This window comes from Pedobacter faecalis, assembly GCF_030182585.1.
GTDB lineage: Bacteria > Bacteroidota > Bacteroidia > Sphingobacteriales > Sphingobacteriaceae > Pedobacter > Pedobacter faecalis.
Genome location: NZ_JARXOW010000001.1, coordinates 998,070 through 1,022,683 on the forward strand (window position 1 = coordinate 998,070; position 24,614 = coordinate 1,022,683).

The window sequence follows — 24,614 nt, forward strand, 5'->3', positions numbered from 1 at the left end:
ACTGCGCAAAAAGACTGCGCACTGAGTCCCAACCTTTGTATAGTTGCAAGCGTGCATTGCCATTAAAGAGGGGAAATGTGCGCTCAAGTCAGCAGAATAATTATATTAAACCTTTCAATCAATAACTATGTTACTTACCATAACCACCACACATACTCCGGCCGCTGATTTAAGCTATCTGCTGCATAAACATCCCGCTAAGATTCAGTCGGTCGATCTATCTGCCGGAAAGGCACACATTTTCTACCCGGAGGTAAGTGCAGAGAAATGTACTGCTGCTTTATTGCTCGACATCGACCCGGTTGGGTTGGTGCGAAGCGCAGGCCCGCAGGGTAATGATTTTGCATTAGAGCAATATGTGAACGACCGCCCCTATGTATGTAGTTCGTTTATGAGTGCCGCTATTGCCAAAGCATATTCGTCTGCATTAAACGGAAGATGCAAAGATAAACCGGAACTGGTTGACGTAGCTATGCCTTTTGTGGTCAAACTTTCCGTATTACCGGTACGCGGCGGAGATACTCTTTTAAGATCTTTATTCGAGCCGCTGGGTTATGCTGTTAATGCAACGCAGCATCAGCTTAACCCAGCTTTTCCAGAGTGGGGCATTAGTCGATACTTTACGGTCGAACTCAGTAATCAGATCACCTTGCAGCAATTGCTGTCACATTTGTATGTACTCATTCCGGTTTGCGATAATGACAAGCATTACTGGGTATCGAAAGATGAGATCGAAAAGCTGTTAAACAAAGGGAAGGACTGGCTGGATGAGCATCCCGCAAAGGAATTGATCGTTCGCCGTTATCTTAAAAATCAGCATTCTCTGGCTAATAAAGCTTTCGAAGTGCTATTCAGTAAAGAAGCGACCGATGAAGATGTAGAAGAAGCAGTAATAGGAAACGAAAATAGCGTAGAAACGGAGATACCCAAATTGCGTATACATGACCAGCGATTGCAGGCTGCAAGGGATGAGTTTCTGTCTGCCGGTGTTAAATCTGTAGCCGACCTAGGTTGCGGCGAGGGCAGGCTGCTGAGACTCTTACTGGCTGAAAAGCAGTTTGAAATGATACTGGGCATGGATGTGAGTTACCGCTCATTAGAGATCGCCCAAGAACGTCTGAAGCTTGATCGACTGCCTGAAAAACAACGCCAAAGAATTCAACTGATACAGGGCTCATTAACTTATAGTGATAAACGGCTGGAAGGCTTCGATGGCGCAGCATTAGTAGAAGTGATCGAACACCTGGATGAATCGCGTTTAGCTGCGTTAGAACGTTCAGTTTTTGACTACGCAAAGCCGGAGATGATCGTAGTAACTACGCCTAATGCCGAATATAACGTAAAGTTTGAAAATTTTGAAGAAGGCAAAATGCGCCATACCGACCACCGTTTCGAATGGACACGAAAAGAATTTGAAGGCTGGGCAACGGATATATCGGTCCGTTATAGCTATAATGTGATTTTCAAACCTATTGGCGATGTCGACCCGGAAGTAGGTGCACTAAGCCAGATGGCAGTATTTAGTCGGGCGTCAAAAAATGCAGAAGAATTGGTATAAGCTTTAGAATCAAAAAAAATGTTAACTAGTAAAAATATACAAATACCAGAACTATCATTAGTGGTATTGATAGGGGCAACTGGCTCTGGAAAGTCATCATTTGCGCGCAAGCATTTCAAGGCTACTGAGATCGTATCTTCTGACGTTTGCCGCAGCATAGTAAGCGACGACGAAAATAATCAGGCAGCATCTGCCGATGCCTTTGCTCTTGCGAGGTACATAACCGGCATGCGTTTGAAGAACGGTTTGCTGACTGTGATCGATGCGACGAATGTACAGGAAGAAGCCCGTAAAGACTGGATAAACCTGGCGCGCGAATATCATTGCCTGCCAGTAGCGATCATACTGAATATGCCTGAGAAAGTTTGTGCACAGCGCAACGCATTACGGTCAGATCGAAACTTTGGCGCTCACGTACTTCCGCAGCATATTTCACAGTTGAAACGTAGTTTTAAAAAACTGAAGTATGAAGGCTTCCGCCAGATCATCGAGTTGCGTTCGCCTGAGGAAGTTGAGGCCATAACCGGCATTACCCGCGATCCGCTTTACAATAACAAAAAGCAAGAGAATGGACCATTCGACATCATTGGCGACGTGCACGGCTGTTTTGATGAGCTGATAGAATTATTAGCAAAACTTGGCTATACGAATAATACCGGCACATGGGCACACCCTGATGGCAGAAAAGCTGTTTTCGTTGGCGATCTGGTTGACCGCGGGCCTAAAACGCCTGATGTTCTTAAACTGGTGATGTCAATGACCGCATCGGGCAATGCTTATTGTGTACCGGGAAACCACGACGTTAAATTAATGCGTTGGTTGAATGGCAAAAACGTCCAAGCCAAGCACGGATTACAGGAATCAATAGATCAATTGAATTTGGAAACACCTGAATTCAGGGAAGCAGTAAGGAAGTTTATAGATGGTCTTATCAGTCATTATGTTTTTGACGATGGTAAGCTGGTCGTATCCCATGCCGGTTTAAAGCAGAGCATGCAGGGACGCGGCTCCGGTGCTGTTCGTGAGTTTTGTCTGTATGGGGAAACCACTGGTGAGATCGATGAATTCGGGTTGCCGGTTCGTTTGAACTGGGCTGCCGAGTATAAAGGCAAAGCTATGGTCGTTTATGGCCATACGCCTGTACCGCAGGCACAATGGCTAAACAATACCATTGATATTGATACCGGCTGTGTATTTGGGGGCTCGCTAACAGCTTTGCGTTATCCGGAACGAGAACTGGTTTCAGTTAAAGCTGCAAAAGTATATTGTGAGCCGGTAAGGCCTTTGAATCATGGCCATCAGACAACTGGGAATCTAACCATTCAACAGGAAAGTGATCATGTGCTCGATATTGCTGACTTTACCGGGAAACAGATCGTGGAAACGCGCTTAGGCAATAACATTACCATTCGGGAAGAAAACGCTATTGCTGCATTAGAAGTGATGAGTCGTTTTGCGGTAAACCCTAAGTGGTTGATATATCTGCCACCGACCATGAGCCCGTCGAAAACAAGTATCCTAGACGATTACCTGGAATTCCCAACCGAAGCATTTGAATATTACAAAGCTGCCGGTATCAATCGTGTGGTATGCCAGGAAAAGCATATGGGATCGAGAGCAGTAGTCATCGTCGGTAAAGACGAGGGCGCCATCAGTAAGGCATTTGGCATCACCAGCGAAGGAATCGGAACGATTTATACCCGTACCGGTCGGGCTTTTTTTAATGATAAGGAAACCGAGCAGGCTTTATTGCACAGATTAAATACCGCACTGGATAATTCAGGCTTTTATGAAAAGTTCAACACCGATTGGGTTTGCCTGGATGCCGAACTAATGCCCTGGAGCGCTAAAGCGCAAGCATTGCTGCAAACACAGTATGCCTCGGTTGGGAGTGCGGCCACCCATGCTTTAAATGATGTAAACGCAGCGTTGGAACAACTAACACAAAGAGACGCCAATGGAGCGGCTTTGTTAACTGAATACAGTGAAAGGGCACAGGAAGCAAAACAGTTTATAGCTGCTTACCAGCAATACTGTTGGCCGGTAAATGGCCTTGATGATTATAAGCTGGCACCGTTCCATATCCTTGCATCTGAAGGAAAGCTTTGGACGAGTGAAACTCACGAATGGCACATGGAGCAGATAAAAAATATCTGCTCGGCTGATCCGGCCATACTGTTGGCAACCCCATACAAGGTAGTCGACCTGGATAACGAAACCAGCATCGGAGATGCAACCTCCTGGTGGTTGGAATTAACCGGTAAAGGCGGCGAGGGCATGGTGGTAAAGCCTCACAATTTCATCGAAAAAGATGGAAAAGGATTAATTCAACCGGCTATAAAGATTAGGGGGCGAGAATATCTGCGCATTATCTATGGCCCGGAGTATACGGCTCCCGATAACATGGTGCGCCTGAAACAACGTGGATTGAATGCCAAACGCAGCATGGCCATGCGCGAGTTTGCCCTTGGTATAGAGGGTTTACAACGCTTTACCGATAAGGAGCCGTTGAGGCGCGTACATCAGTGTGTATTTGGTGTACTGGCTATGGAAAGTGAGCCGGTTGACCCACGATTATAAATGAAAACGAACATGAAAGAAATTATCCTGCAAAAACTGCTAGAACTGGAGCAGAATGAAAATATAAAAATACTGTACGCCTGCGAGTCGGGCAGCCGGGCCTGGGGCTTTGCTTCGCCGGATAGCGACTTTGACGTTCGTTTCATTTATACCCGAAATATTGACTATTACCTCAGTATAGCCGATTCAACAGATGTGCTTGGCTTGCCTGTTAACGAAGTGCTGGACATTGGCGGCTGGGATATCAAAAAGGCGCTTAAGCTGTTCCTAAAATCGAATGCTCCCTTGTATGAGTGGCTGCAGTCGCCGATCATCTATCGCCAGGATATGGCTTTTGTTATGGAACTTAGTAGCCTGATGCCGGTATATTTTTCACCACGGTCTGCCGCTAACCATTATTTATCAATGGCAACCAATACGCTCCGCGATGATCTGCAAGCAGAACAGGTGAAGCTAAAGCGCTATTTTTATGCGTTACGCCCGGCCTTGGCTTGCCTGTGGATCATAGAAAAGCAAGGCGTACCGCCGATGGAATTTAAGCCGCTTCGCGCGCTAATAACTGATGAAGTGATACAAGCGCATATCAGCAGATTGTCGGACAGGAAAAAGGATGCCAATGAGAAAGCTTTTATAGAGCGTGTTATAGAGCTAAATGATTGGCTGACCCAGACAGTCGAATATTGCAGAGGAAAGTTGCCGTTATTACCGTCAGTTAGAAAAGATACTTTAGAACTGGATGGTGTTTTTAGAAAATACCTGCTGCCATGACATTTGAAGAACTAAAAAAACATAAAGAACTGGTTCTGCTGGACTGTATAAGCGGCAGCACTGCTTACAATCTTAATGTTAAAGGATCAGACGTGGATAAGAAAGGTGTTTTCATCATGCCCCAGAATCAGTTGTACGGATTTGAGCGCCAGGAACAAATAGCTAACGATACAAATGATGAGGTATATTTTGAGATCGGCCGTTTTTTAGAGTTACTAACCAAGAACAATCCTAATATCCTCGAATTGCTGGCCACGCCCAATGAGTTTGTGCTGTGCCGCCACCCGGTAATCGATTTGATCAAACCGACAGATTTCCTATCAAAGCTTTGTTTGGACACCTTTGCGGGGTATGCACAAACACAAATAAAAAAAGCACGCGGCCTAAACAAGAAGATCAATAAACCACTCGATGCCGAAAGAAAATCGGTACTGGATTTCTGTTATGTGATTTACAATAATGGCAGCATTTCTCTTACAGAATGGCTGAAGGAAAGCAACTATAATCAAAATGAATGCGGATTGACAACCGTAGATCATTTTCGAAGCACTTATCTCCTTTATCATAAAAAACAATTAAAAAACGATGCGTATTTCAGAGGAATTGTTTCAGGTCCGGATGCAGATGATGTACAGCTAAGTCCGGTACCTAAAGGCTTGGAACCGTTGGCTGTTATGAACTTTAATAAAGACGGCTATTCGGTTTATTGCAAAGAATATCGCGAGTATCGCGAATGGGAGGAAAAGCGCAATCAGTTGCGCTATCAAAGCACCTTATCGCACGGCAAGAGTTACGATGCTAAGAACATGATGCACACCTTCCGGTTACTTACAATGGCGGAAGAAATAGCGCTTCATAAGGAAGTGATAGTTTACCGGAATGATCGCGATCATTTATTAAAAATCCGGAAGGGCGAGTTTCAATTTGAGGAATTGATGGAGATGGTGGAAGAAAAAATGGAGAATATTAAAGTTCTTTATGATAAATCTCAATTGCCCGACCGACCAGATGTGAAATTTGCAGAAAACATCTTGATACAAATACGGATGCAGATTTATAGGTAGTCTTTTAAATTATTTACCTTTTAGAACGAAACTATCTTTACTACTAGAGAGAGTTTTATAAGGAATGGATAATTCTCTACTAGAAATAAACGGGTCGAAATAAAATGCATGCAAAGAAATCGGAATATTCTTCCATGCCAATAGTGTATAACCGGTAGTTAACTTTAATGGTTTTGTTTATGCCCAAAATAGGTAGTCGTTTTGAGCTATTTGGCAGACTGATTCAACTCAAAAATCCCTGGATTCATATTTAGTCCCCTTTTTATATATTTCCATGTATCCACACCCCGCCGAAACACGCGAAATAGTCTATACGTTTGTAGGAGACGATCAATAACACCGAAATTATTATCAAGGCTTCCTACAGCAACCAAACCGATCGGGAAACTCGTTGACTGAGTAAAACAGGCGAGTCTGCCTGCCTTCGATGAAACTTGTCAGGTACTGGGCGAAATCATAAAGTAAACCAATAAAAAGATAACCCCCTGTCGCGTAGTCGGCCGGGGGTTATTCACAATAAGCCATAAGGGCTGGTCCTCATCTGGTATAATAACATAGTTTCTACATATTAACTTGATAATAAGTCGATAATTAAAAGAACTTTAAAATATCCTTGACATATCCTTGGCATATCAAATAGATATATCAACGATACACCAAGGATATATCAACGATATACCAAGGATATACCAACCCTCTATTTATTATGTAATTATTACCTATAAATTATCTATTTAATAGCATCTTGGTGTACACCGTTTAAGATGAATTTTTCTCTAAATCATAATTGCTGTTGCAGCGGGTACAGTTTGGTAGACTAAGGAATAAACTTAGTGATCGAAATGATGTTAATTCTGTACTATATCCGGTCCAGGATTAGCGCTAAGTGCGGATGCTAATCACCGACTCCCTCATCAACTCCTCTGCATCTCTGACCATTTGCGCTGAACCTATAAAAATGGCCGACCGCTGGTGCAATTCTGTAGGTTCAATTTCCAAAATCCGGTTAAAGCCATCACTGGCCACTCCCCCTGCCTGTTCGACAATAAAAGCCATTGGGTTACATTCATAAAGCAACCTGAGTTTGCCTTTTGGCGAAGCCGCTGTAGTGGGATAAATATAGATTCCACCTTTAATGAGGTTTCGGTGAACATCAGCGACCATGGAGCCTATATAGCGTGATGTGTATGGCCTGTTGGTTTGTTTATCTTCCGTTTGGGCGTACTTCAGGTACTTTTTTACACCCTCCGGAAAGTGAACGTAATTGCCTTCGTTTAAGGAATAGATATTTCCGGACTCCGGGGTTTTCATATTGGGGTGCGACAGGCAGAATTCGCCGATGGAGGGATCTAAGGTGAATCCGTTGACGCCTTTGCCCGTGGTGTATACCAGCATAGTTGATGAGCCATAAATCACATAACCGGCGGCTACCTGCTCGGTTCCTTTTTGCAGTACGTCTTCTATGGTAGCTGCTCCGCCATAGGATTTCCTTCTGTATATGGAAAATATGGTGCCCACAGCCACGTTACAATCGATATTCGAGGAGCCGTCGAGCGGATCGATACATACGATATACTTCGCGTTTTTCGATACTGGCGAGTCTATAGGAACAAGATCATCCTCTTCTTCGGTGGCTACTACGCAGCACTCGCCGCCGCTGGTTAGTGCGCTGATGAACTGTGTGTTGGCAAACACGTCGAGTTTTTGCTGGCCCTCCCCTTGTATATTCATGGTGCCAGCGGAGCCCAGAATATCTGCCAGGCCAGCTTTATTGACCTCCCGGTTCACGATTTTTGCGGCAATGCCGATATCCCTGAGTAGTCTTGATAATTCGCCTTTTGCGTATGGAAAATCTGCCTGTTTTTCGATGATAAACTGACCCAGTGTTTTGATGCCCGACATATACTTAGTGTACTTAATACGTTATCTTTTGCCTATTTCTATGGCGGCTAAGTTATGTATTTTTCCATCTGTGATACAGAATTTGATCAGTGTTTTTACTTTATGCCATCCAGAATTTCCGGCAGCACCTGGGTTTATATGCAAGCAATCTATTTTTTTGTCGTAGATAACTTTTAAAATGTGTGAGTGACCAGATATGAATAATCCCGGAGGCTTAGTGTATATTATACGCTTTACTTCGGGTGCATATTTATCCGGATACCCACCGATATGTGTCATCCATACATCGAGCCCTTCTATCTGAAAGCGAAGATGCTCGGGGTACACAGCCCTGATGTCTTTGCCGTCTATGTTTCCGTATACTCCGCGCAGTGGTTTGAAGTTGGCAAGTGGCCCGGCTACCTCTGCCCCGAAATCTCCGGCGTGCCATATTTCATCGCAGTCGGCAAAGTGTTTATAAACGGCATCATCTAAATGATCGTGTGTATCGGAAAGCAGGCCTATGGTTACCATACTGCAAATCTATGGTTTTGGCTGGCATACGCTTAACTTAAAATGCCAGGAAGAAATCTTTGAGCAGGCGGCGATACGCTTCGGTGTGAACACCTTCCCTTTCATAGATATAGAAATGTTCGGTCTTTACTTCTTCCTGCGTATGTCCTAAAACAATAATTTGTCGGATAACGGGCTTGTTCTCATCAGAACTGATGTCGATACGCCTTTGAAGATGCAAGCCGTAAACTGGTGCCTGGTCTTTAATAAAACGCGCCTGCTTTACGGGCAAAATGAGCCACATGCTGCCGCCTGGGGCAAGTAACGCAGAGGCTTTCTGAAGGAGCGCAATGAAGAAACTATGATCCGTATGCCGGGCCACGCGTTTACGCGCTTCGAGGTTCTTAAGATCATCAACAAAATAAGGCGGGTTAGATACGATCAGATCGTAACGTGTTTCGGTTTCATAGCTGGCGATATCGGCATGATGAGCTTTTAGTCGGGCTGAGAACGGAGATGAGGCAAAATTTAAGCCGGCTGTCTGAGCAGCTTGCGCATCAATCTCTACAGCGTCTACGCTGGCGTAGGGAAAGCGCTGGGCAAGCATCATGGCGATTACCCCGGTTCCGGTGCCGATATCGAGAATCGTACCTGCATTTTCCTGCATGGCAGTGGCGCCGAGCAATACACCATCGGTGTTGATCTTCATGGCGCAGCCGGATTGGTCGACCGCAAACTGTTTGAACCTGAATACCCCCTTCATGTCAGGTACGGTCAGGATTCGTAAAGTTCGAGCGGAAGGCCGTCGGGATCACTGAAAAAGGTAAAGCGCTTGCCGGTAAATTCATCCACGCGCACCGGTTCGGTCTCAATGCCAAGGGCGTTAAGTCGTGTTATCTCCGCCGCCAGATCATCTACTTTAAAAGCCAGATGCCTTAAACCCGCAGCTTCGGGCCGGGATGGTCTCGGTGGCGGATTTTCGAAGGAAAAAAGCTCTATAACGTATTCGCCGTTCAGCGAAAGATCGAGTTTGTATGACTTACGTTCCACCCGATATGCTTCTGCCTGTATGTCGAAGCCGAGCTTATTTACGTAGAAGTCTTTAGACCGCTCATAATTTGAACAAATAATGGCAATATGATGGATACCTTTGAGCATATCGGGTTTTTTGTTTGGCAAATTTAACCGTAGATTTGCACTTTCATAAATAGAGCATGATTTATTTCTTTCTGAGTCAGTCCGACACCGTTTACGCTTTACAAACAGAACGGGAACTTACCTCCATTGATATCAACAAACTTGAATGGCTTTTTGGCGGAGCCAGTGTACAAAAGGAAAGCCAACTGGAGGGCTATTTTGTTGGCCCGAGAGCAGCAATGATCACCCCATGGAGCACGAATGCTGTGGAGATCACTCAGAACATGGATATCAGCGGAATTATCCGGATTGAGGAGTTTAAGAAAGTAGGCCAGGGCTTTGCGGATTTTGACCCTATGCTCTCACAGAAATATGAGGGACTGGATCAGGAGATCTATACCATTAATATACAACCTGAGCCTGTGATTGACATCACCGATATCGCGGCTTACAACAAGCAGGAAGGCCTCTCGCTGAGTGATGAGGAGGTGGAATACCTGAATGACCTCTCGGCACGTCTTGGGCGACCGCTGACTGACTCTGAGGTATTCGGATTCTCTCAGGTGAACTCTGAACACTGCCGCCATAAAATATTCAACGGCAGGTTTATCATTGACGGTGAAGAGAAGCCTGTTTCACTTTTCAAGCTCATCCGTAAAACTTCAGAGGAGAACCCGAACGATATCGTATCGGCTTATAAAGACAATGTGGCTTTTATTAAAGGCCCGGTAGTGCAGCAGTTTGCGCCCAGAAGGGCTGATGTGCCCGATTATTACGCGACAAGCGAATTTGAGTCGGTTATATCCATAAAGGCGGAAACGCACAACTTCCCAACTACGGTTGAGCCTTTTAACGGCGCGGCTACCGGATCGGGTGGTGAGATACGGGACAGGCTGGCCGGCGGGCAGGGTGCTTTACCTTTGGCCGGTACTGCGGTGTATATGACGGCGCTATCGAGGCTTAGCGACGATCGCCCTTGGGAGCGTGGCGTTGAAGAAAGACAGTGGCTGTATCAAACGCCAATGGATATTCTGATCAAGGCTTCAAATGGTGCTACCGACTTTGGAAATAAGTTCGGTCAGCCCCTGATTACGGGCTCGGTGCTGACTTTCGAACATGAGGAAGCTGGCCGTAAACTTGGCTATGATAAAGTAATTATGCTGGCTGGCGGCGTTGGATACGGCAAAGCAAGTCAGGCTAAAAAACATACGCCGGCACCGGGCGACAAAATTGTTGTGCTTGGCGGCGAAAACTACCGTATTGGTATGGGTGGCGCGGCGGTATCCTCTGCAGATACTGGCGAGCATGGAACCGGCATTGAGCTGAACGCTATACAGCGTTCGAACCCGGAAATGCAGAAACGTGCGGCCAATGCGGTTAGGGCTATGGTAGAAAGTGATAACAATACGATCGTTTCTATCCATGATCATGGTGCGGGTGGGCACTTAAACTGTCTTTCTGAACTGGTGGAAGAGACTGGCGGAAAGATTGATCTGGATAAGCTGCCGGTGGGCGACCCTACCCTTTCGGCTAAAGAGATCATCGGCAACGAATCTCAGGAGCGTATGGGACTGGTGATCAGCCAGGAGCATATAGACACGCTGCAAAAAATCGCCGACCGTGAGCGTGCCCCGATGTATACTGTGGGTACGGTTACGGGAGATCATCGTTTCACGTTTGAATCGGAAACCACTGGCGCGAAGCCAATGGATCTCGAATTAAAAGATATGTTTGGCAGCTCGCCTAAGTTTATCATGGACGACCGGAGAGTGGCTAGAACTTATGAGGGCCTGTCGTACGACGCAGAAAGATTCAACGAATACCTGGAGCAGGTGCTGCAACTTGAAGCTGTGGCATGTAAGGATTGGCTGACCAATAAGGTAGATCGTTGTGTGGGCGGCCGGGTGGCCAAACAGCAGTGCGCCGGTCCCTTGCAACTGCCGTTAAACAACTGCGGTGTAATGGCCCTGGATTTTAAAGGTAAAGAGGGTATTGCGACTTCAGTTGGCCATGCGCCTCTTTCAGCGCTGATCGATGCCGCAGCAGGAAGCCGAAACGCGGTGGCTGAATCTTTGTCTAACATTGTTTGGGCACCTTTGAAAGATGGCCTGAAAAGCGTATCGCTTTCGGCAAATTGGATGTGGGCTTGTAAAAACGAGGGCGAGGACGCACGCTTATATGATGCAGTGCAGGCTTGTTCTGACTTTGCAATTAGCCTGGGAATCAACATCCCTACCGGGAAGGATTCACTCTCAATGAAGCAGAAATACAAGAATGACGAGGTTATTGCACCAGGAACCGTAATCATTTCTGCCGGCGGAAATTGTAATGACATCACCAAGGTAGTGGAGCCGGTGTTCCAGAAAGAGGAAGGGTCGGTTTATTATATCAACCTTTCGTCTGACGACTACAAACTAGGCGGTTCTTCTTTTGCCCAGATTTTGAACAGGATTGGCAATGAAACGCCTGACGTAAAGGACGCGGCACAATTTAAACTGGCCTTCAATGCGATACAACAACTTATTAAAGGCGACTTCATACAGGCTGGTCACGATGTAGGCAGTGGTGGTCTGATCACTACCCTGCTGGAACTTTGCTTTGCCGACCGTGATCTGGGTGCTGATCTGGACCTTTCTGCGATTGGTGAGAAAGACCTGATCAAGCTGTTGTTTGCTGAGAACATAGGTATTGTTTTCCAGGCCGCATTGGGCAGGGAGACAGAAATTGAAGACACGTTAAATAATGAAGGCGTAAGCTTTTATAAACTAGGCAGGGTAAGCAACGAGCCGGTACTTAAGATCACTGCAGGTGCACATACGCTGAATCTGGATGTGGATCATCTGCGGGATGTGTGGTTTAAAACTTCATACCTGCTTGATCAAAAACAGAGCGGCCCAGTAAAAGCGAAAGAGCGTTTCGACAATTATAAACATCAGCCGCTTAAATATAGCTTCCCGGCACAGTTTGACGGTAAAAAACCAGTTATTGCTCAGGATGCTGTGCGACCTAAGGCGGCAATCATCCGCGAGAAAGGCAGCAACTCTGAGAGGGAGCTTGCTAACGCGATGTACCTGGCTGGCTTTGATGTAAAAGATGTGCATATGACCGACCTGATTTCAGGCAGGGAAACGCTGGAAGACATTCAGTTTATCGGTGCTGTTGGAGGTTTCTCCAACTCTGATGTACTTGGATCTGCGAAGGGCTGGGCTGGTGCGTTCCTGTATAATGAGAAGGCACGGATTGCACTGGAAAACTTCTTCAATCGCCCGGATACACTATCGGTTGGTATTTGTAATGGCTGTCAGTTGTTTATAGAACTTGGCCTGATCAACAAAAACCACTCGGAAAAACCAAAGATGCTGCACAATAAGAGTGGCAAACACGAAAGTATCTTTACTTCGCTTACAATTCAGGAAAACAGCTCTGTGATGCTGTCGACACTCGCCGGCAGTACATTAGGTGTTTGGGTGTCGCATGGAGAGGGAAGATTTGAGATGCCTTACCAGGAAGATCAATATTCCATTGTGGCCAAGTACGCTTACCAGAACTATCCGGCAAGTCCGAACGACTCTGACTTCAATACAGCGATGCTGTGTGATGAGACTGGCCGCCATCTGGTGATGATGCCGCACATTGAGCGTTCTATATTCCAGTGGCACTGGGCTAACTACCCTAAAGGCCGCAAAGATGAGGTATCACCGTGGATGGAAGCTTTTGTTAATGCACGCAAATGGATTGAAGCCCGACAGAAATAACCGGCGCTTATCTGTCGTTCTGAGCTATTCCGCTTAAGCGGATCTCCTCTTCGTCTATGGGAAAGACATACCGCTTATCGTTTGGTAATAAACGATAAGTGGTGTTATTCATGGTCCTGACCAAGGTTGTGGCAAAGCGCTCGTCGCGGTTCAGTCTCCTGAGATCGCTCCAGCGCAGGCATCTGAACACCAGCTCCTTTCTTCTCTCCTTAAGAATCAATGGCAAAACCGCATCATCTACCCGTATCTCCCTATGGGCACCGCGCCAGCGTGACTTTAACAGAAGGCTCAGGTCGGCAATGGCGTCTTTATATCTGCCTGCCCGAGCGTAACACTCGGAACGTATGAGATACATCTCGTCCGTAGCCAGGCCGCAGAACAGATTTTTATCTCCTGAATAGCTTCCCCTGAAGGTGAAACCGTTTCTGGCCGAGACAAAGAAGAGTGTACGCCGCAGATCCGCCTCCTCATACTGCGCAAATAAATCGGGGTCGACCAGCAGCCGGGACGCGTTGAATGCTCCGTAAGTAGTACTTGCGTGAAAGATCACCTCCTCGTTGAAGCGCGGCAAGGGATATGAACCGGCTTTTAAGGCAGCATAGTTAAGTAGGCCGTGCTGTATTTGCAATGCAGAGTCGGCATAGACGGCAGCCCGATCGTAGTCTTCCAAGCTCAGATACACCCTGGCCAGCAAGGCGTAAGCCGCCTGCTTTGATGGTCTGGTTTTAACCTTTGGGCTTGTGCCAAGATACGGAATGGCCTGTTTAAGATCACCGGTGATTTGATGGTAGGTTTGGCGGAGTGTCGACCGCCCGATATGTGCGTCAACATCAGCGCTGAGCCGCAAGGGCAGCCCCGGCTCGCGATCGGCTGTTTCATCGGTGTATCCCTTACAAAAAAGCTGTGAAAGGTTGTACAGACTGAACGATCGAAAGAACAAGGCGCTCCCGAATACATTCCTCCATTCGGGATCGGCAGCATGTCTGGCCTTGAGTTTTTGCAGCCCTTCGAGCACAATATTATGCGTAAGAATTTGCTTGTACGACGCAGCCCAGTCGGTATTTTGCTCACCGCCGTAGAACCGATCGGTGGACTCCCAGATATAGGCCGACCGCTCCTGGCGTGAAAACAAAGATTGCCAGGAATCGTATGAAATGTGGAAATCGCCCGAAGCCACTTCCCCTAAACCCGGCTGCGCGTTGTTCAGCAGCGTCACGTTGTCAAGCAAAGCCTGATAATCGGCCACTGTTCCGGGAACTGTCAGAAACTCATCTGGCTTCTCATTGAGCCAGTTGTTGCTGCACGACAACATGCAGGGGATAACCAGCATAATGAACCATAACTGTGCGCTGCGTGTAAACATATTATTTGATATTCGCCTTCAAACCAAGGGCAAAGGTTTGGGGCGTACGAAAAGTCCACTGATCGCCTCTGGTGGGAACGACATCCGGATCAAGGCCAAAGTTGTTCGCTTTCCATAGCAAGCCCAGATTATTTGCATGGACATATACGTGAAGCCTGGAAAAATACCTGGAAAGAAATGGATTTTTGATATCTACCCCTGCGATGATGTCTTGCAGCCGCAGGTGGTCGGCCCGCGCAACAGTAGTGGAAGAGCCGTTATAAAAGACGTCCCTGTACGCATCCCCATTGTACGTCCCCATAGACGGAACGTTTGTTATGCTTTCATCACCCGGCTGTTGCCAGCGTTTTACGAAATCCTTTGTCATGTTATAATTCATATCAAAATTATAGATATCAGAATAATGCACAGATGGCTTCCTGAAAAAATACCCTAGCTTATAGGTTAAATTTACGCTTAAGCTGAAGTTCCGATATGCAAAGCTATTGGTAAGACCACCGTACATAGCTGGCCTCGATGGTCCGTTGTATTCCAGGTCTTTCATCTCCGCATCGCTTACTATGCTGGCATAATCCTTACTCATAACACCGTTCAGGAAACCTTGCGGATCGCCGTTGACCGGGTCTAAACCTGCCCATTTATAACTGAAAAGAGAGAACACAGGCCGGCCTGGTATGGGACCTGGATCGGGGCTGGACCCCGACGTACCGGCATAGTACCGCCCTCTTGGATCGGCAACATAATTTTTAACCACCCTATCTTTCACCACAGAGAGGAGCATATTGGTGTTCCATTTCACCGCTCCGTTGGTGTTCTTGCTATACAATGTCAGGTCAACACCCCTCGACTTTATATCTGCATAGTTCCCACGGAAAGCAACTACACCTGCACTTGCTGGAAAAGCCTTATCACCAAGGATATCGGAGCCGTTTTTCAGGTACATTTCTAATGAACCCGACAGGCGCTGGTTTTTCAGACTGAAATCAATCCCGAGGTTGGTTATCGCGATCTTTTCCCAGCCCAATGACGGGTTTCCGATGTTTAAGATCGTAGCGTAGTCCAGATTGGTAAGCGCCGCCCGGATCGGAGAATATCTTATGGTGGTGACGCCAGTAAAATCATTGTCGTAATTGCCATTCACTCCATGCGAGAGCCTGAGTTTCAAAGTTCCCAGCCATTTCAAAGCTGCAAACGCTTCCCGGTCTACATGCCACAATAGTCCGGCCGACCACAAGGGCACATTCTTTCGGTTAAACCGGACGCCAAAATAATTTGAGCCGTCTACCCTTGCACTGGCAGATGCCGTATATTTAGCATTGTAGGTGTAAGACCCATTTATATACACAGAACGGATACGGTCGAGGACAGAGAAAAGCCGACCTCCGGTAGATAACCTGCCCGTTCCGGAAGGATAGAGCTGAAAGGTCGTAGCAGTATCCACATCTGCAGACCTTCTGCTTTGGGGATCGTAACCGTACCGGGTAGCGCTTGTGCCCTCGGATTTAAATTCTGAAAACTCATATCCTGCAAGTGCTGTTAATTCACCTCGTCCTATCTTCCTGTTCAGATCAATCTGAAACCTCGCATTATTCCCATAGGCTTCTATATCCTTTTGATACAAGATTCCGCCCAAAGGAACGTTATAGCCAGTTGGTACGCCATTGGCATCCACCACAGTATAAGTATTAATCAGATCACGCGTTGCGATCGAGTTAAGCCCCCTGTACAGCCTGGAATTTGTGTTGATGCGCTGATGCCTGTATCTGCCGCTAAAGCTAAGACCTGTAAGGATTTCATAAGTCACGGCCCCATCGAGCCTAAGGTCATGCTGTCTGGTTCGGTCAACATCCGAACCCAGCTCACGGAGTGGTGTGTACGACCAGTCCAGCATTCCTCTGGAAACTGCATCCCTCGCGAAAGCATTGTTATACCGGTAATCAAATTCCGCCGGGCTCCCGTCCGGTCTTTTGAGTGACATATATGGCTGTACTATACGGTTCAGCATGGATAAGGTCGTGCTGTCGGCCCGGTAACTGTTATTAACGTAGTTCAATCCTGCTTCTATCGCTAATCCTTTAAGGGGTTGAAAGCTGTTTTGGAAATTGATGGTTGCGCGATCACTGCTATGGTATTTCAGTGCGGCCTGTTCGCGATCCAAACCGGCAGAGAGGTAATGCGATCGCCATGACGCCCCGCCGCTAACCGACAAATGATACTGTTGCTGCACAGGATTGCGATAAATATATTTCTGATATTCGCGCCGAATGTCCTGCTGCCGAAAATTATCGAGTTGCTGTTTTAGGTGTTCATCAGAAAGCGCTCCTGATTTATTTTGTTGCAGCAACTGAACTACGGGCGACAGCACCGGATGATTTATGTTATCGTTGATCAAATAGTCGTACCCACCGTTTTGAAATCTAAACTGCTCCAGTTCTATATAGTCCGACCCTGCAAAATAGTTAGGATTATAAGATAGATCCGGCGAATTTCCTACGATAACGGAAGATGTCAATGAAATTTGCGGAGATTGCGCAGAAGCTCCCTTCCGGGTATTCAGTACAATAACGCCGTTTCCGGAACGGACGCCCCAAATTGATGCCGCAGCAGCATCCTTTAGCAGTGTAATGCTTTCGATATCATTAGGATTTATCGATCTGAGATCGCCATTGAAGGGGAAATTATTCAGGATGATCAGCGGCTGATCATTCGCGAAAATGGTGCTTCGGGAGCGGATAGACATGTCAGACATGTGCATATTGTCCCTCAACGTATTCTTATTGAAAAGCAGTCCACCTGTAATTCCCTGCAAACGGAGAAACATGTCTGATGATGTTCTACTGCTGAATTGGGTCATGTCAGTCTTTGTAAAGCTACCTGTGGCACGTTCGCGCGGGACGCGCTGATAACCGGTACTAACAATTTCGACCTCGCGCAACGTATCACTTCGCACCGAGATTACCTCCGGTTCCTCGATGACACCCCTTTTTGCCGGCGCCACAACCCTGCGTTCCTTCTCTTGAATTACAACCATTTTACCGGATATGACGTAAGTCACCGGGAATTGCTTCAGAACAGTCCTAAACACCTGATCCAGAGAAGCCTCGTGGAAATCCGCCCGAACTGAAGCGTTTACGTCCAGACGCTTTTCATTCCAGATTACCCGATAACCGGTCTGATGCTTAATTTCATTAAAAAGCTGATGCAGTTTAACCTGATCTTTGGAATAGCTAAACTTCTGTGCAACTGCCGGAGCAGTTGACATCAGAATGAACAGTAATCCAAAAAATATAAGGCGCATTTATATGCAAAAATATGCATACAGAAGCTTATTTAGAGATTTTTATTTTTTTTCCTTCTACAGAAAAATGCACATCTCCAGTCATTTCCAGCAATTCCAGCACCTCCGCAAGACTGGCCGACCGAGATATTGATCCGCCGAACCTTTCCTTGCCCACGGCTTTATCCTGATAAACAACCTCCATGTCATACCACCGCGCTACTTTTGCCATAATATTCTGCAAAGGTTCATTTCTGAACATAAACTCACCGTTTTTCCAGGAAATGGCTATCTCCGGATCGGCAGACTGTACGCTGAAACCTGTTCCGTCGTTTATTGCTTCCTGATTAGGCTTCAACCTAACCTTGGGCGCATTGCCTGAACCACGGGAGCTTAACTCCACGGCGCCCTCAAGCAAGGAGGTTTTCGTAAAGGCATCAGCGTTGTAAGCCGAAACATTAAATCGCGTTCCTAATACCTTGATATCCTCAAAAGCCGTCTGAACGATAAAAGGACGGGCTTTATCTTTAAAAACTTCAAAGTAGGCTTCGCCGCTGAGGGTTACTCTACGCGCCTTTGATTTTGCAAATGCGATAGGGACTTTAAGGGAAGTCGCGGCATTTAGCCATACTTTGCTGTCGTCCGACAGTGAGATTTCGTACTGCCCCCCATTAGGGACAGAGATCGTGCTGTATCCTACAGCGGTTACGTTAATTTGAGGGTCAGTTATTTTGTAGGCTAGCCGTCCGTCGCTCACTTTTATGATCTCCAATCCATTTTGGCTCGCCAGTAAACCAGTTTCCGAACTGTCTAACATAATTTCTTTACCATCAGCGAGGGTCAACACTGCTTGATTGGCAACCGGAGTTGTGCTGGTGGTGTGATTAACTTTCGGGGCTTCGCCCGGACTAAAATACAGTAACGTCCCGCCCACAATAGCAATTATTGCAGCTGCCGCGGCCATCTTCCCTACCCATAGTTTAACTGATGATCGTCCCTTGCTTCCTGGTAGCTGTGTGTAGATCTCTTTGCCAAGCTCGCGCAGGCGCTTGTCGGACAATCCCACTCCATCTTCATTAAAGCGCAGGTACCAACCTTCAACTAAGGCTTTTTCAGCCTCGCTGCATGCTCCTTCACGGTATTTCCGGAGTAGATCTCTCTCTTCTGCTTGCATTTGCGATTGTTGGTTACTGATTTATATCAACTAAACGGTTTAGCGACCCTAAACAGGAAGATTTATTTACCATATTTTATAAAAAGCTTTTAAAACACTGATTGCTAACAGGATAAAAATCCATAAGTTCAGTTTTGACTTAAGAATGCGCCGCGCATTACCCAATTGTTTAGACACGTTGTGTTCCGAGGTGTCCAGTTTTTGCGCAATTTCCTTCGTGGTATATCGATCTTTAATACTCAGTTCAAATATCGCCCGCATTTTCCTTGGCAGCGCCTGTATCTCCTTTTCAATATAATCCCGAAACTGCCGCTCCCGGATACGGTGGTCGGTGTCATCCGGCCCCATAACATCGGCTGCCTCCGTCAATGAAATAGAAACGCTTTTGCCAGTGGAATGAATAAAGATATCTATGATCCTATTTCTGAGCGAGGTGTACAGATACCCCCCCAAATTTATCGCTTTGATATCTTTGTCCCGGCGTTGCCATACCATCGTGAACAATTCCTGCACTACATCTTTTGCCTGCTCTTCATCTCTCAATTTCTTATAAGCGTGAGAGATCATCAGGTAATAATACCGGTTGTAAATCTCAGTATAAGCGGTGTAATCTGATTTCTTCAGCAGATCTAATAAAGCGGCATCTGTGAGTTTCTTATACATACCTCCGGGATGCTCAATATTACAACTTTAGCGGAAAAAAATAAAGTGCAAACCGCTATTCATGTTAATTCAAGGAGCCATTCAGTCTTGTAAACCTAACCTGAATTCCATAAGCCCTTGGTGAACTAAAAAGAGCTTGGATCTACATCTAGTGCCGATGGAGGCGCACTAAGGGCCTGAGCACCCCAGGTTTTATTCGGTTTATCGCCCATAGTTAAGACAAGCGTACCACCATTAATAAGATCAGAATGGGTAAACCATGGACGGTCCAGCACCTTGCCGTTCAGCCTTGCTGTTTGAATGTAGACGTTTGCGGTTGAATTGTTAGCAGCCTTTACCGTAAACTTCTTTCCTGAGGACAACCGGATGCTGGCTTCCGAAAACACCGGACTACCAATAGTATAAACCGGGATTCCGGGCGTGACAGGAAAAAACCCAAGCATAGAAAAAACTACGAATGAGGTCATTCCGCCCCCGTCTTCGTCGCCGGGTATACCAAAATAATTGTCGGTAAACCAGGTATCGATCAACATTCTGATCCGCTTTTGGGTTTTCCAGGGAGAGCCGGTGTAATTATATAAGTAAGGTATATGAAAACTCGGTTCATTTCCCATAACGAACTGGCCTACCAATCCGGAGGCATCTGGCTGTGTTCTCCAGAAAACGAATTTAGAAGCGCCCAGATCTTCACGGAACAACTGATCGAGCTTAGCTTCGGCGTGTTGCCTTCCGCCCATCAGGGCAAACAACCCTTCGAAGTCATGCTTTACCGACCAGTTGTAAGTATATGCGTTGTTTTCGGTAAAGAACTCCCGACCGGCAGATTTAGGGTTCATGTCTTCTATCCACTTCCCGTTCTTGTCTTTAGCCCACATAAAACCCTTTTCTGGACGAAACACGTTGCGATAAAATGTAGCTCTGCGGAGAAATAGTTCACCGTCGCCATCCTTTCCCAACACCTTAGCAAGATTTGCGATGTTCCAATCGCTGAAACTATTCTCGAGGGTCACCGACACCGCCTGCCGCTTTTCCCAAACATCCTCTACCTGCGGGACCGTTTCTTTCTCGCCGTAAGGCAAACCGGGCATGTAACCGTTTTTGTTGTAAAACGAATCAAGCACTGTAGCAGGCCCGTTATTCCAGGGAAGCAGTGTACCCTCCAGGGAATTCTTCCTGAGCCCCTCATAAGCGGCTTTCAGATCAAATCCTCTCAATCCTTTATAATAGGCATCAGCGAACCAGGTCGCCGCATGATTGCCCGTCATGGCAGGCCAGTCGCCAAACACTACTGCAAATGACGGCATCCATCCGCCCTGCCGGTACATATCGATATAAGAGTTGATCTTCTGAACTTCCTTTTCTGGATTGAGAATGGTATGCAGGGGCTCCAGTGCGATATAATTATCCCATATCCAATTGTCCACGAAAAACGGCTCGTCGCTGTTGTGGACCTTATGATCGAAACCGCTATAATACCGCCCGTATTCGTTAATATCAACCATGCGCTCGTAGCAGCGGTACAGGGAGGTGTAGAAGACGCGCTTTTGAGCGTTAGTGCCACCTTTAATGTTTATTTGAGACAATACTTCGTTCCATTTTTCTAGAGCACTTCTCTTTACCTCCTCAAAACTGTTGGCGATATTGTCTTTCTGAAAATTAAGTTCAGCTTGTTCGGCAGAAATATATGAGATTGAATATCGGAAAGTCACTTCATCTGGCACCTGGATCAAAAGATCACGTTTACTGGCGGAGTCCTTATAATTTGTGCTGATGATATCGGCGTCTACCTCTGCATACAGATAAGCTTTCATACCCTGAAAGGTTTCTGTCCCGGTTATTTTGCGTTTACCTGCTATTGTATACTGTCCAGCACCATTTATCAGGCCAAGCCGGATAAAATGCTTGTCCCTACCTTTAAAGCCTATCCGGAAAATGCCACTTTTCTTGGAGGGTGAAAACTCTGCTACCGTTCCTTCATCGCCTAGCTCTGAACGGTAGTAGTACGGACTGAGGGTTTCTTTATGGTAGACCTCTTTTCTGTCCCATAGTGACGATGGATTGCCGCTGAGGGGCATGAAACTGAAAACAAAAGCGACACGGTGCGACGCTACTGTTAAAGGAAAATAGGCTATCTGGTCGTCAAGTGCATCTTTCCGCATGGGGAAAACGCGTATCATTTCGTTTGGCAACTGGACCGTTGGACGGGTTGGCTCAAGGATGTGGCCCACCCCGCCTATAGAAGGATCAACGTACGATAAATTGGACTTTTGGGCTAAAACAGGAGATAGACAAGTTGCGGCAGTAGCAAACAAAAGCCCGGCAAGCGATACTCTTAAATTCATACGGTTATAAATGGTCTGATTCGCGCGAAACGATCTTATCAAAGATAACACATTCAACTTGTATATACAAGATGTGTGAGCCGGCATTTATATGCGGCTCTTAGCGGAAGCAGGCCGCTATCAGATCAGCGAACGTTGATCTCCCGATCGACGTTTTTATATAAAAATCAAAAAACACGCTAGAAATTCTCAAAAATTCTTTGATTATCTATCAACATTTGTATTTTTACAAACGATTTACACAAAATAACCAAACAAATATTCTATTTTTGATGAAATTTTAAACAAATAAATGAAAAGCTTAAGAACAATCGCATTAAAAGAAGCTCAAACCAGAGTTTCACCAGAGGTAAAGTCTCCGTCGACCAGGATTTCTGAGTTTTTTGGGGTGAACGTTTTTGATAAGAAAAAAATGAAAGATTTCTTATCAAAGGATGTTTATGAAAAACTTGTTTCTGCTATCGATCAGGGAGAGTTGATCAACTTCGATGATGCCAATCAGATTGCCGCCGCAATGAAGAGCTGGGCAATGAGCAAAGGTGCTACCCATTACACGCACTGGTTTCAGCCGTTAACTGGCACTACCGCGGAAAAGCATGATTCGTTCTTTGAGCCAAGCAGCGAAGGTGCCATCGAGAAATTTGCAGGAAGCGCACTTGTACAGCAGGAGCCAGACGCCTCAAGTTTCCCGAACGGAGGTATCCGTAACACATTTGAGGCCCGTGGTTATACGGCATGGGATCCTTCTTCGCCTGCGTTCATTATGGAAAGCAAAGCAGGTAAAACGCTTTGCATCCCTACCGTATTTGTTTCTTATACAGGCGAGGCGCTGGATTACAAAGCGCCGTTGCTTAAAGCGTTAGCGGCTATGGATAAGGCGGCGGTTGATGTTTGCCAGTATTTCGATAAGAGCATCGCTAAAGTAAATGCTTCACTAGGTATCGAGCAGGAATATTTCCTTGTCGACCTTGCATTATATAATGCTCGTCCGGATCTTGCTTTAACCGGCCGTACTTTGTTCGGACACATGTCTGCGAAAGGTCAGCAGCTTGAAGATCATTACTTCGGATCTATTCCTGAGCGTGTATTTACATTTATGGTCGACTTCGAGAATGAAGCGCTGAAACTGGGAATTCCTTTGAAGACCCGCCACAACGAGGTGGCCCCTTCCCAATTCGAGTGTGCACCTATCTACGAAGAGATCAACCTGGCCATCGACCACAACCAGTTGTTAATGGACCTGATGGAGAAGGTTGCTTTGAGACACAAGTTTAAAGTTTTGCTTCACGAGAAGCCTTATGCAGGAATAAATGGCTCAGGTAAGCACAACAACTGGTCGCTGATTACAGATACCGGTAAAAACCTGCTTGCTCCAGGTAAAACACCTAAGAATAACCTGATGTTCCTGACCTTCTTTGTAAACACCATCAAGGCGGTTCATGAGCATGCTGATCTGTTGAGAGCATCTATCGCTTCAGTTAGCAACGATCACCGTCTGGGCGCAAACGAGGCTCCTCCTGCGATTATTTCCATTTTCCTTGGTCAGCAGTTGAACGAAGTGTTAGACGAGATTGAGCATTCACGGATCAGCAAAAAGATCAAAGAAGATAACGCATTGTGGTTAGGTATTCCTAAAATCCCTCAGATCCTATTGGACAATACTGACCGTAACCGTACCTCTCCTTTTGCTTTCACTGGTAACAAGTTCGAACTTAGAGCAGTAGGTTCGTCTGCTAACTCAGCAGCACCTATGACTGTTTTAAATGCTATCGTTGCAGATCAGTTGACTAAATTCAAAGTTGAAGTTGACAAATTGATCAAGAAAGGTGAGAAGAAAGACATTGCCCTGTTAACCGTTATCAAGAAATACATCAAAGAGTCGAAAGACATCCGCTTTGAAGGAAACGGCTATAGCGATGAGTGGGCTGCAGAAGCTGAAAAACGTGGTCTTTCAAACATCAAAACCACTCCACGTGCGCTGGATGCTTATGTAAGTGAGAAATCTACTGAGCTGTTTACCAAACTCAACATTTACGGTAAGCGTGAACTTCATGCCCGCCATGAGATCCTTCTTGAGAACTATTACAAGAAACTTCAGATTGAAGCAAGGGTGATGGGTGAAGTTGCGAACAGCATGATCATTCCTGCTACCATAGCTTATCAGAATTCACTGATCGAAAACGCTAAAGGACTGAAAGATCTTGGTCTTGGAGAAGCTGCTTTAGCTACTCCTGTGGCGATCATCAATAAATTGTCTGACCATCTCAATGTCGTTAAAACCAGCATCGACAACATGCTTGAGCAACGCAAACAAGTAAATACCATCGAGGATAGCCGCGACAAAGCCATTGCTTACGACGAGAAGGTTAAATCTTACTTCGATGAAATCCGTTATCATACGGACAAACTTGAGCAAATTGTGGACGACAGCGTATGGCCTTTGCCTAAATTCAGAGAGCTGTTGTTCCTGAAATAACTTAGACCTTAATTTTTAGTTTTATAACCTCTGCTTTAATTAGCAGGGGTTATTTTTTATTAT

General features: G+C 46.0%; 15 protein-coding genes. 6 read left to right on the plus strand and 9 right to left on the minus strand.

Annotated features, from left to right (window positions below):
- The first annotated feature begins 127 nt into the window (after positions 1–127).
- The 4 genes from QEP07_RS04465 to QEP07_RS04480 are packed head-to-tail and all read left to right on the plus strand — an operon-like array spanning position 128 to position 5,970.
- A complete protein-coding gene (locus QEP07_RS04465) occupies positions 128–1,558 on the plus strand; it encodes a 3' terminal RNA ribose 2'-O-methyltransferase Hen1 (RefSeq protein ID WP_285008721.1) in 1,431 nt (476 codons plus the stop codon).
- 18 nt (positions 1,559–1,576) lie between these two features.
- Positions 1,577–4,138, plus strand: coding sequence for a polynucleotide kinase-phosphatase (locus tag QEP07_RS04470; RefSeq protein ID WP_285008723.1), 2,562 nt, complete (start codon positions 1,577–1,579; stop codon positions 4,136–4,138).
- Positions 4,139–4,150: 12 nt separating this feature from the next.
- Complete coding sequence (locus QEP07_RS04475; protein ID WP_285008725.1) at positions 4,151–4,906, plus strand: nucleotidyltransferase domain-containing protein; 756 nt, start codon at positions 4,151–4,153, stop codon at positions 4,904–4,906.
- Positions 4,903–5,970 (plus strand): DNA polymerase beta superfamily protein, encoded by a 1,068-nt coding sequence (locus QEP07_RS04480; protein WP_285008726.1) that lies wholly within the window; start codon positions 4,903–4,905, stop codon positions 5,968–5,970. The genes QEP07_RS04475 and QEP07_RS04480 overlap by 4 nt, the downstream gene beginning before the upstream one ends.
- 882 nt (positions 5,971–6,852) lie before the next feature.
- Here the strand turns inward: QEP07_RS04480 and fbp are convergent.
- Genes fbp through gloA2 form a run of 4 tightly spaced genes read right to left on the minus strand, consistent with a single transcriptional unit; the run spans position 6,853 to position 9,522 of the window.
- Positions 6,853–7,872 carry a class 1 fructose-bisphosphatase gene (fbp, locus tag QEP07_RS04485; protein WP_285008727.1) on the minus strand — a complete coding sequence of 340 codons (1,020 nt, stop codon included), beginning with the start codon at positions 7,870–7,872 and terminating at the stop codon, positions 6,853–6,855.
- 21 nt (positions 7,873–7,893) lie between these two features.
- Positions 7,894–8,385, minus strand: a complete 492-nt coding sequence (locus QEP07_RS04490; protein ID WP_285008728.1) for a metallophosphoesterase family protein — start codon at positions 8,383–8,385, stop codon at positions 7,894–7,896.
- Between the two features lie 37 nt (positions 8,386–8,422).
- Positions 8,423–9,127: a tRNA1(Val) (adenine(37)-N6)-methyltransferase gene (locus QEP07_RS04495; protein WP_285008730.1), complete on the minus strand. Its 705-nt coding sequence runs from the start codon at positions 9,125–9,127 to the stop codon at positions 8,423–8,425.
- A gap of 11 nt (positions 9,128–9,138) precedes the next feature.
- Positions 9,139–9,522, minus strand: a complete 384-nt coding sequence (gloA2, locus tag QEP07_RS04500) for an SMU1112c/YaeR family gloxylase I-like metalloprotein (RefSeq protein ID WP_285008732.1) — start codon at positions 9,520–9,522, stop codon at positions 9,139–9,141.
- Positions 9,523–9,578: 56 nt separating this feature from the next.
- On the opposite strand from gloA2, the gene purL reads away from it, so the two are divergent.
- On the plus strand, positions 9,579–13,256 hold the full coding sequence (gene purL / locus QEP07_RS04505) for a phosphoribosylformylglycinamidine synthase (RefSeq protein ID WP_285008734.1): 3,678 nt from the start codon (positions 9,579–9,581) through the stop codon (positions 13,254–13,256).
- 7 nt (positions 13,257–13,263) lie between these two features.
- Here the strand turns inward: purL and QEP07_RS04510 are convergent, their stop codons facing one another.
- The 5 genes from QEP07_RS04510 to QEP07_RS04530 form a co-directional block, all read right to left on the minus strand.
- Entirely contained in the window at positions 13,264–14,619 is a 1,356-nt protein-coding gene (locus tag QEP07_RS04510) for a RagB/SusD family nutrient uptake outer membrane protein (RefSeq protein WP_285008735.1), read from the minus strand.
- A gap of 1 nt (position 14,620) precedes the next feature.
- Positions 14,621–17,881, minus strand: a complete 3,261-nt coding sequence (locus tag QEP07_RS04515; RefSeq protein ID WP_285008737.1) for a SusC/RagA family TonB-linked outer membrane protein — start codon at positions 17,879–17,881, stop codon at positions 14,621–14,623.
- 64 nt (positions 17,882–17,945) lie between these two features.
- Positions 17,946–19,070 carry a FecR family protein gene (locus QEP07_RS04520; RefSeq protein ID WP_285008739.1) on the minus strand — a complete coding sequence of 375 codons (1,125 nt, stop codon included), beginning with the start codon at positions 19,068–19,070 and terminating at the stop codon, positions 17,946–17,948.
- A 66-nt stretch (positions 19,071–19,136) separates the two neighbouring features.
- Positions 19,137–19,733 (minus strand): RNA polymerase sigma factor, encoded by a 597-nt coding sequence (locus QEP07_RS04525; RefSeq protein WP_256004928.1) that lies wholly within the window; start codon positions 19,731–19,733, stop codon positions 19,137–19,139.
- Between the two features lie 125 nt (positions 19,734–19,858).
- Entirely contained in the window at positions 19,859–22,075 is a 2,217-nt protein-coding gene (locus tag QEP07_RS04530; protein ID WP_285008741.1) for a GH92 family glycosyl hydrolase, read from the minus strand.
- 292 nt (positions 22,076–22,367) lie between these two features.
- Between QEP07_RS04530 and QEP07_RS04535 the strand changes: the two genes are divergently transcribed.
- Positions 22,368–24,551, plus strand: a complete 2,184-nt coding sequence (locus tag QEP07_RS04535; protein ID WP_256004926.1) for a glutamine synthetase III family protein — start codon at positions 22,368–22,370, stop codon at positions 24,549–24,551.
- Positions 24,552–24,614 lie beyond the last annotated feature (63 nt).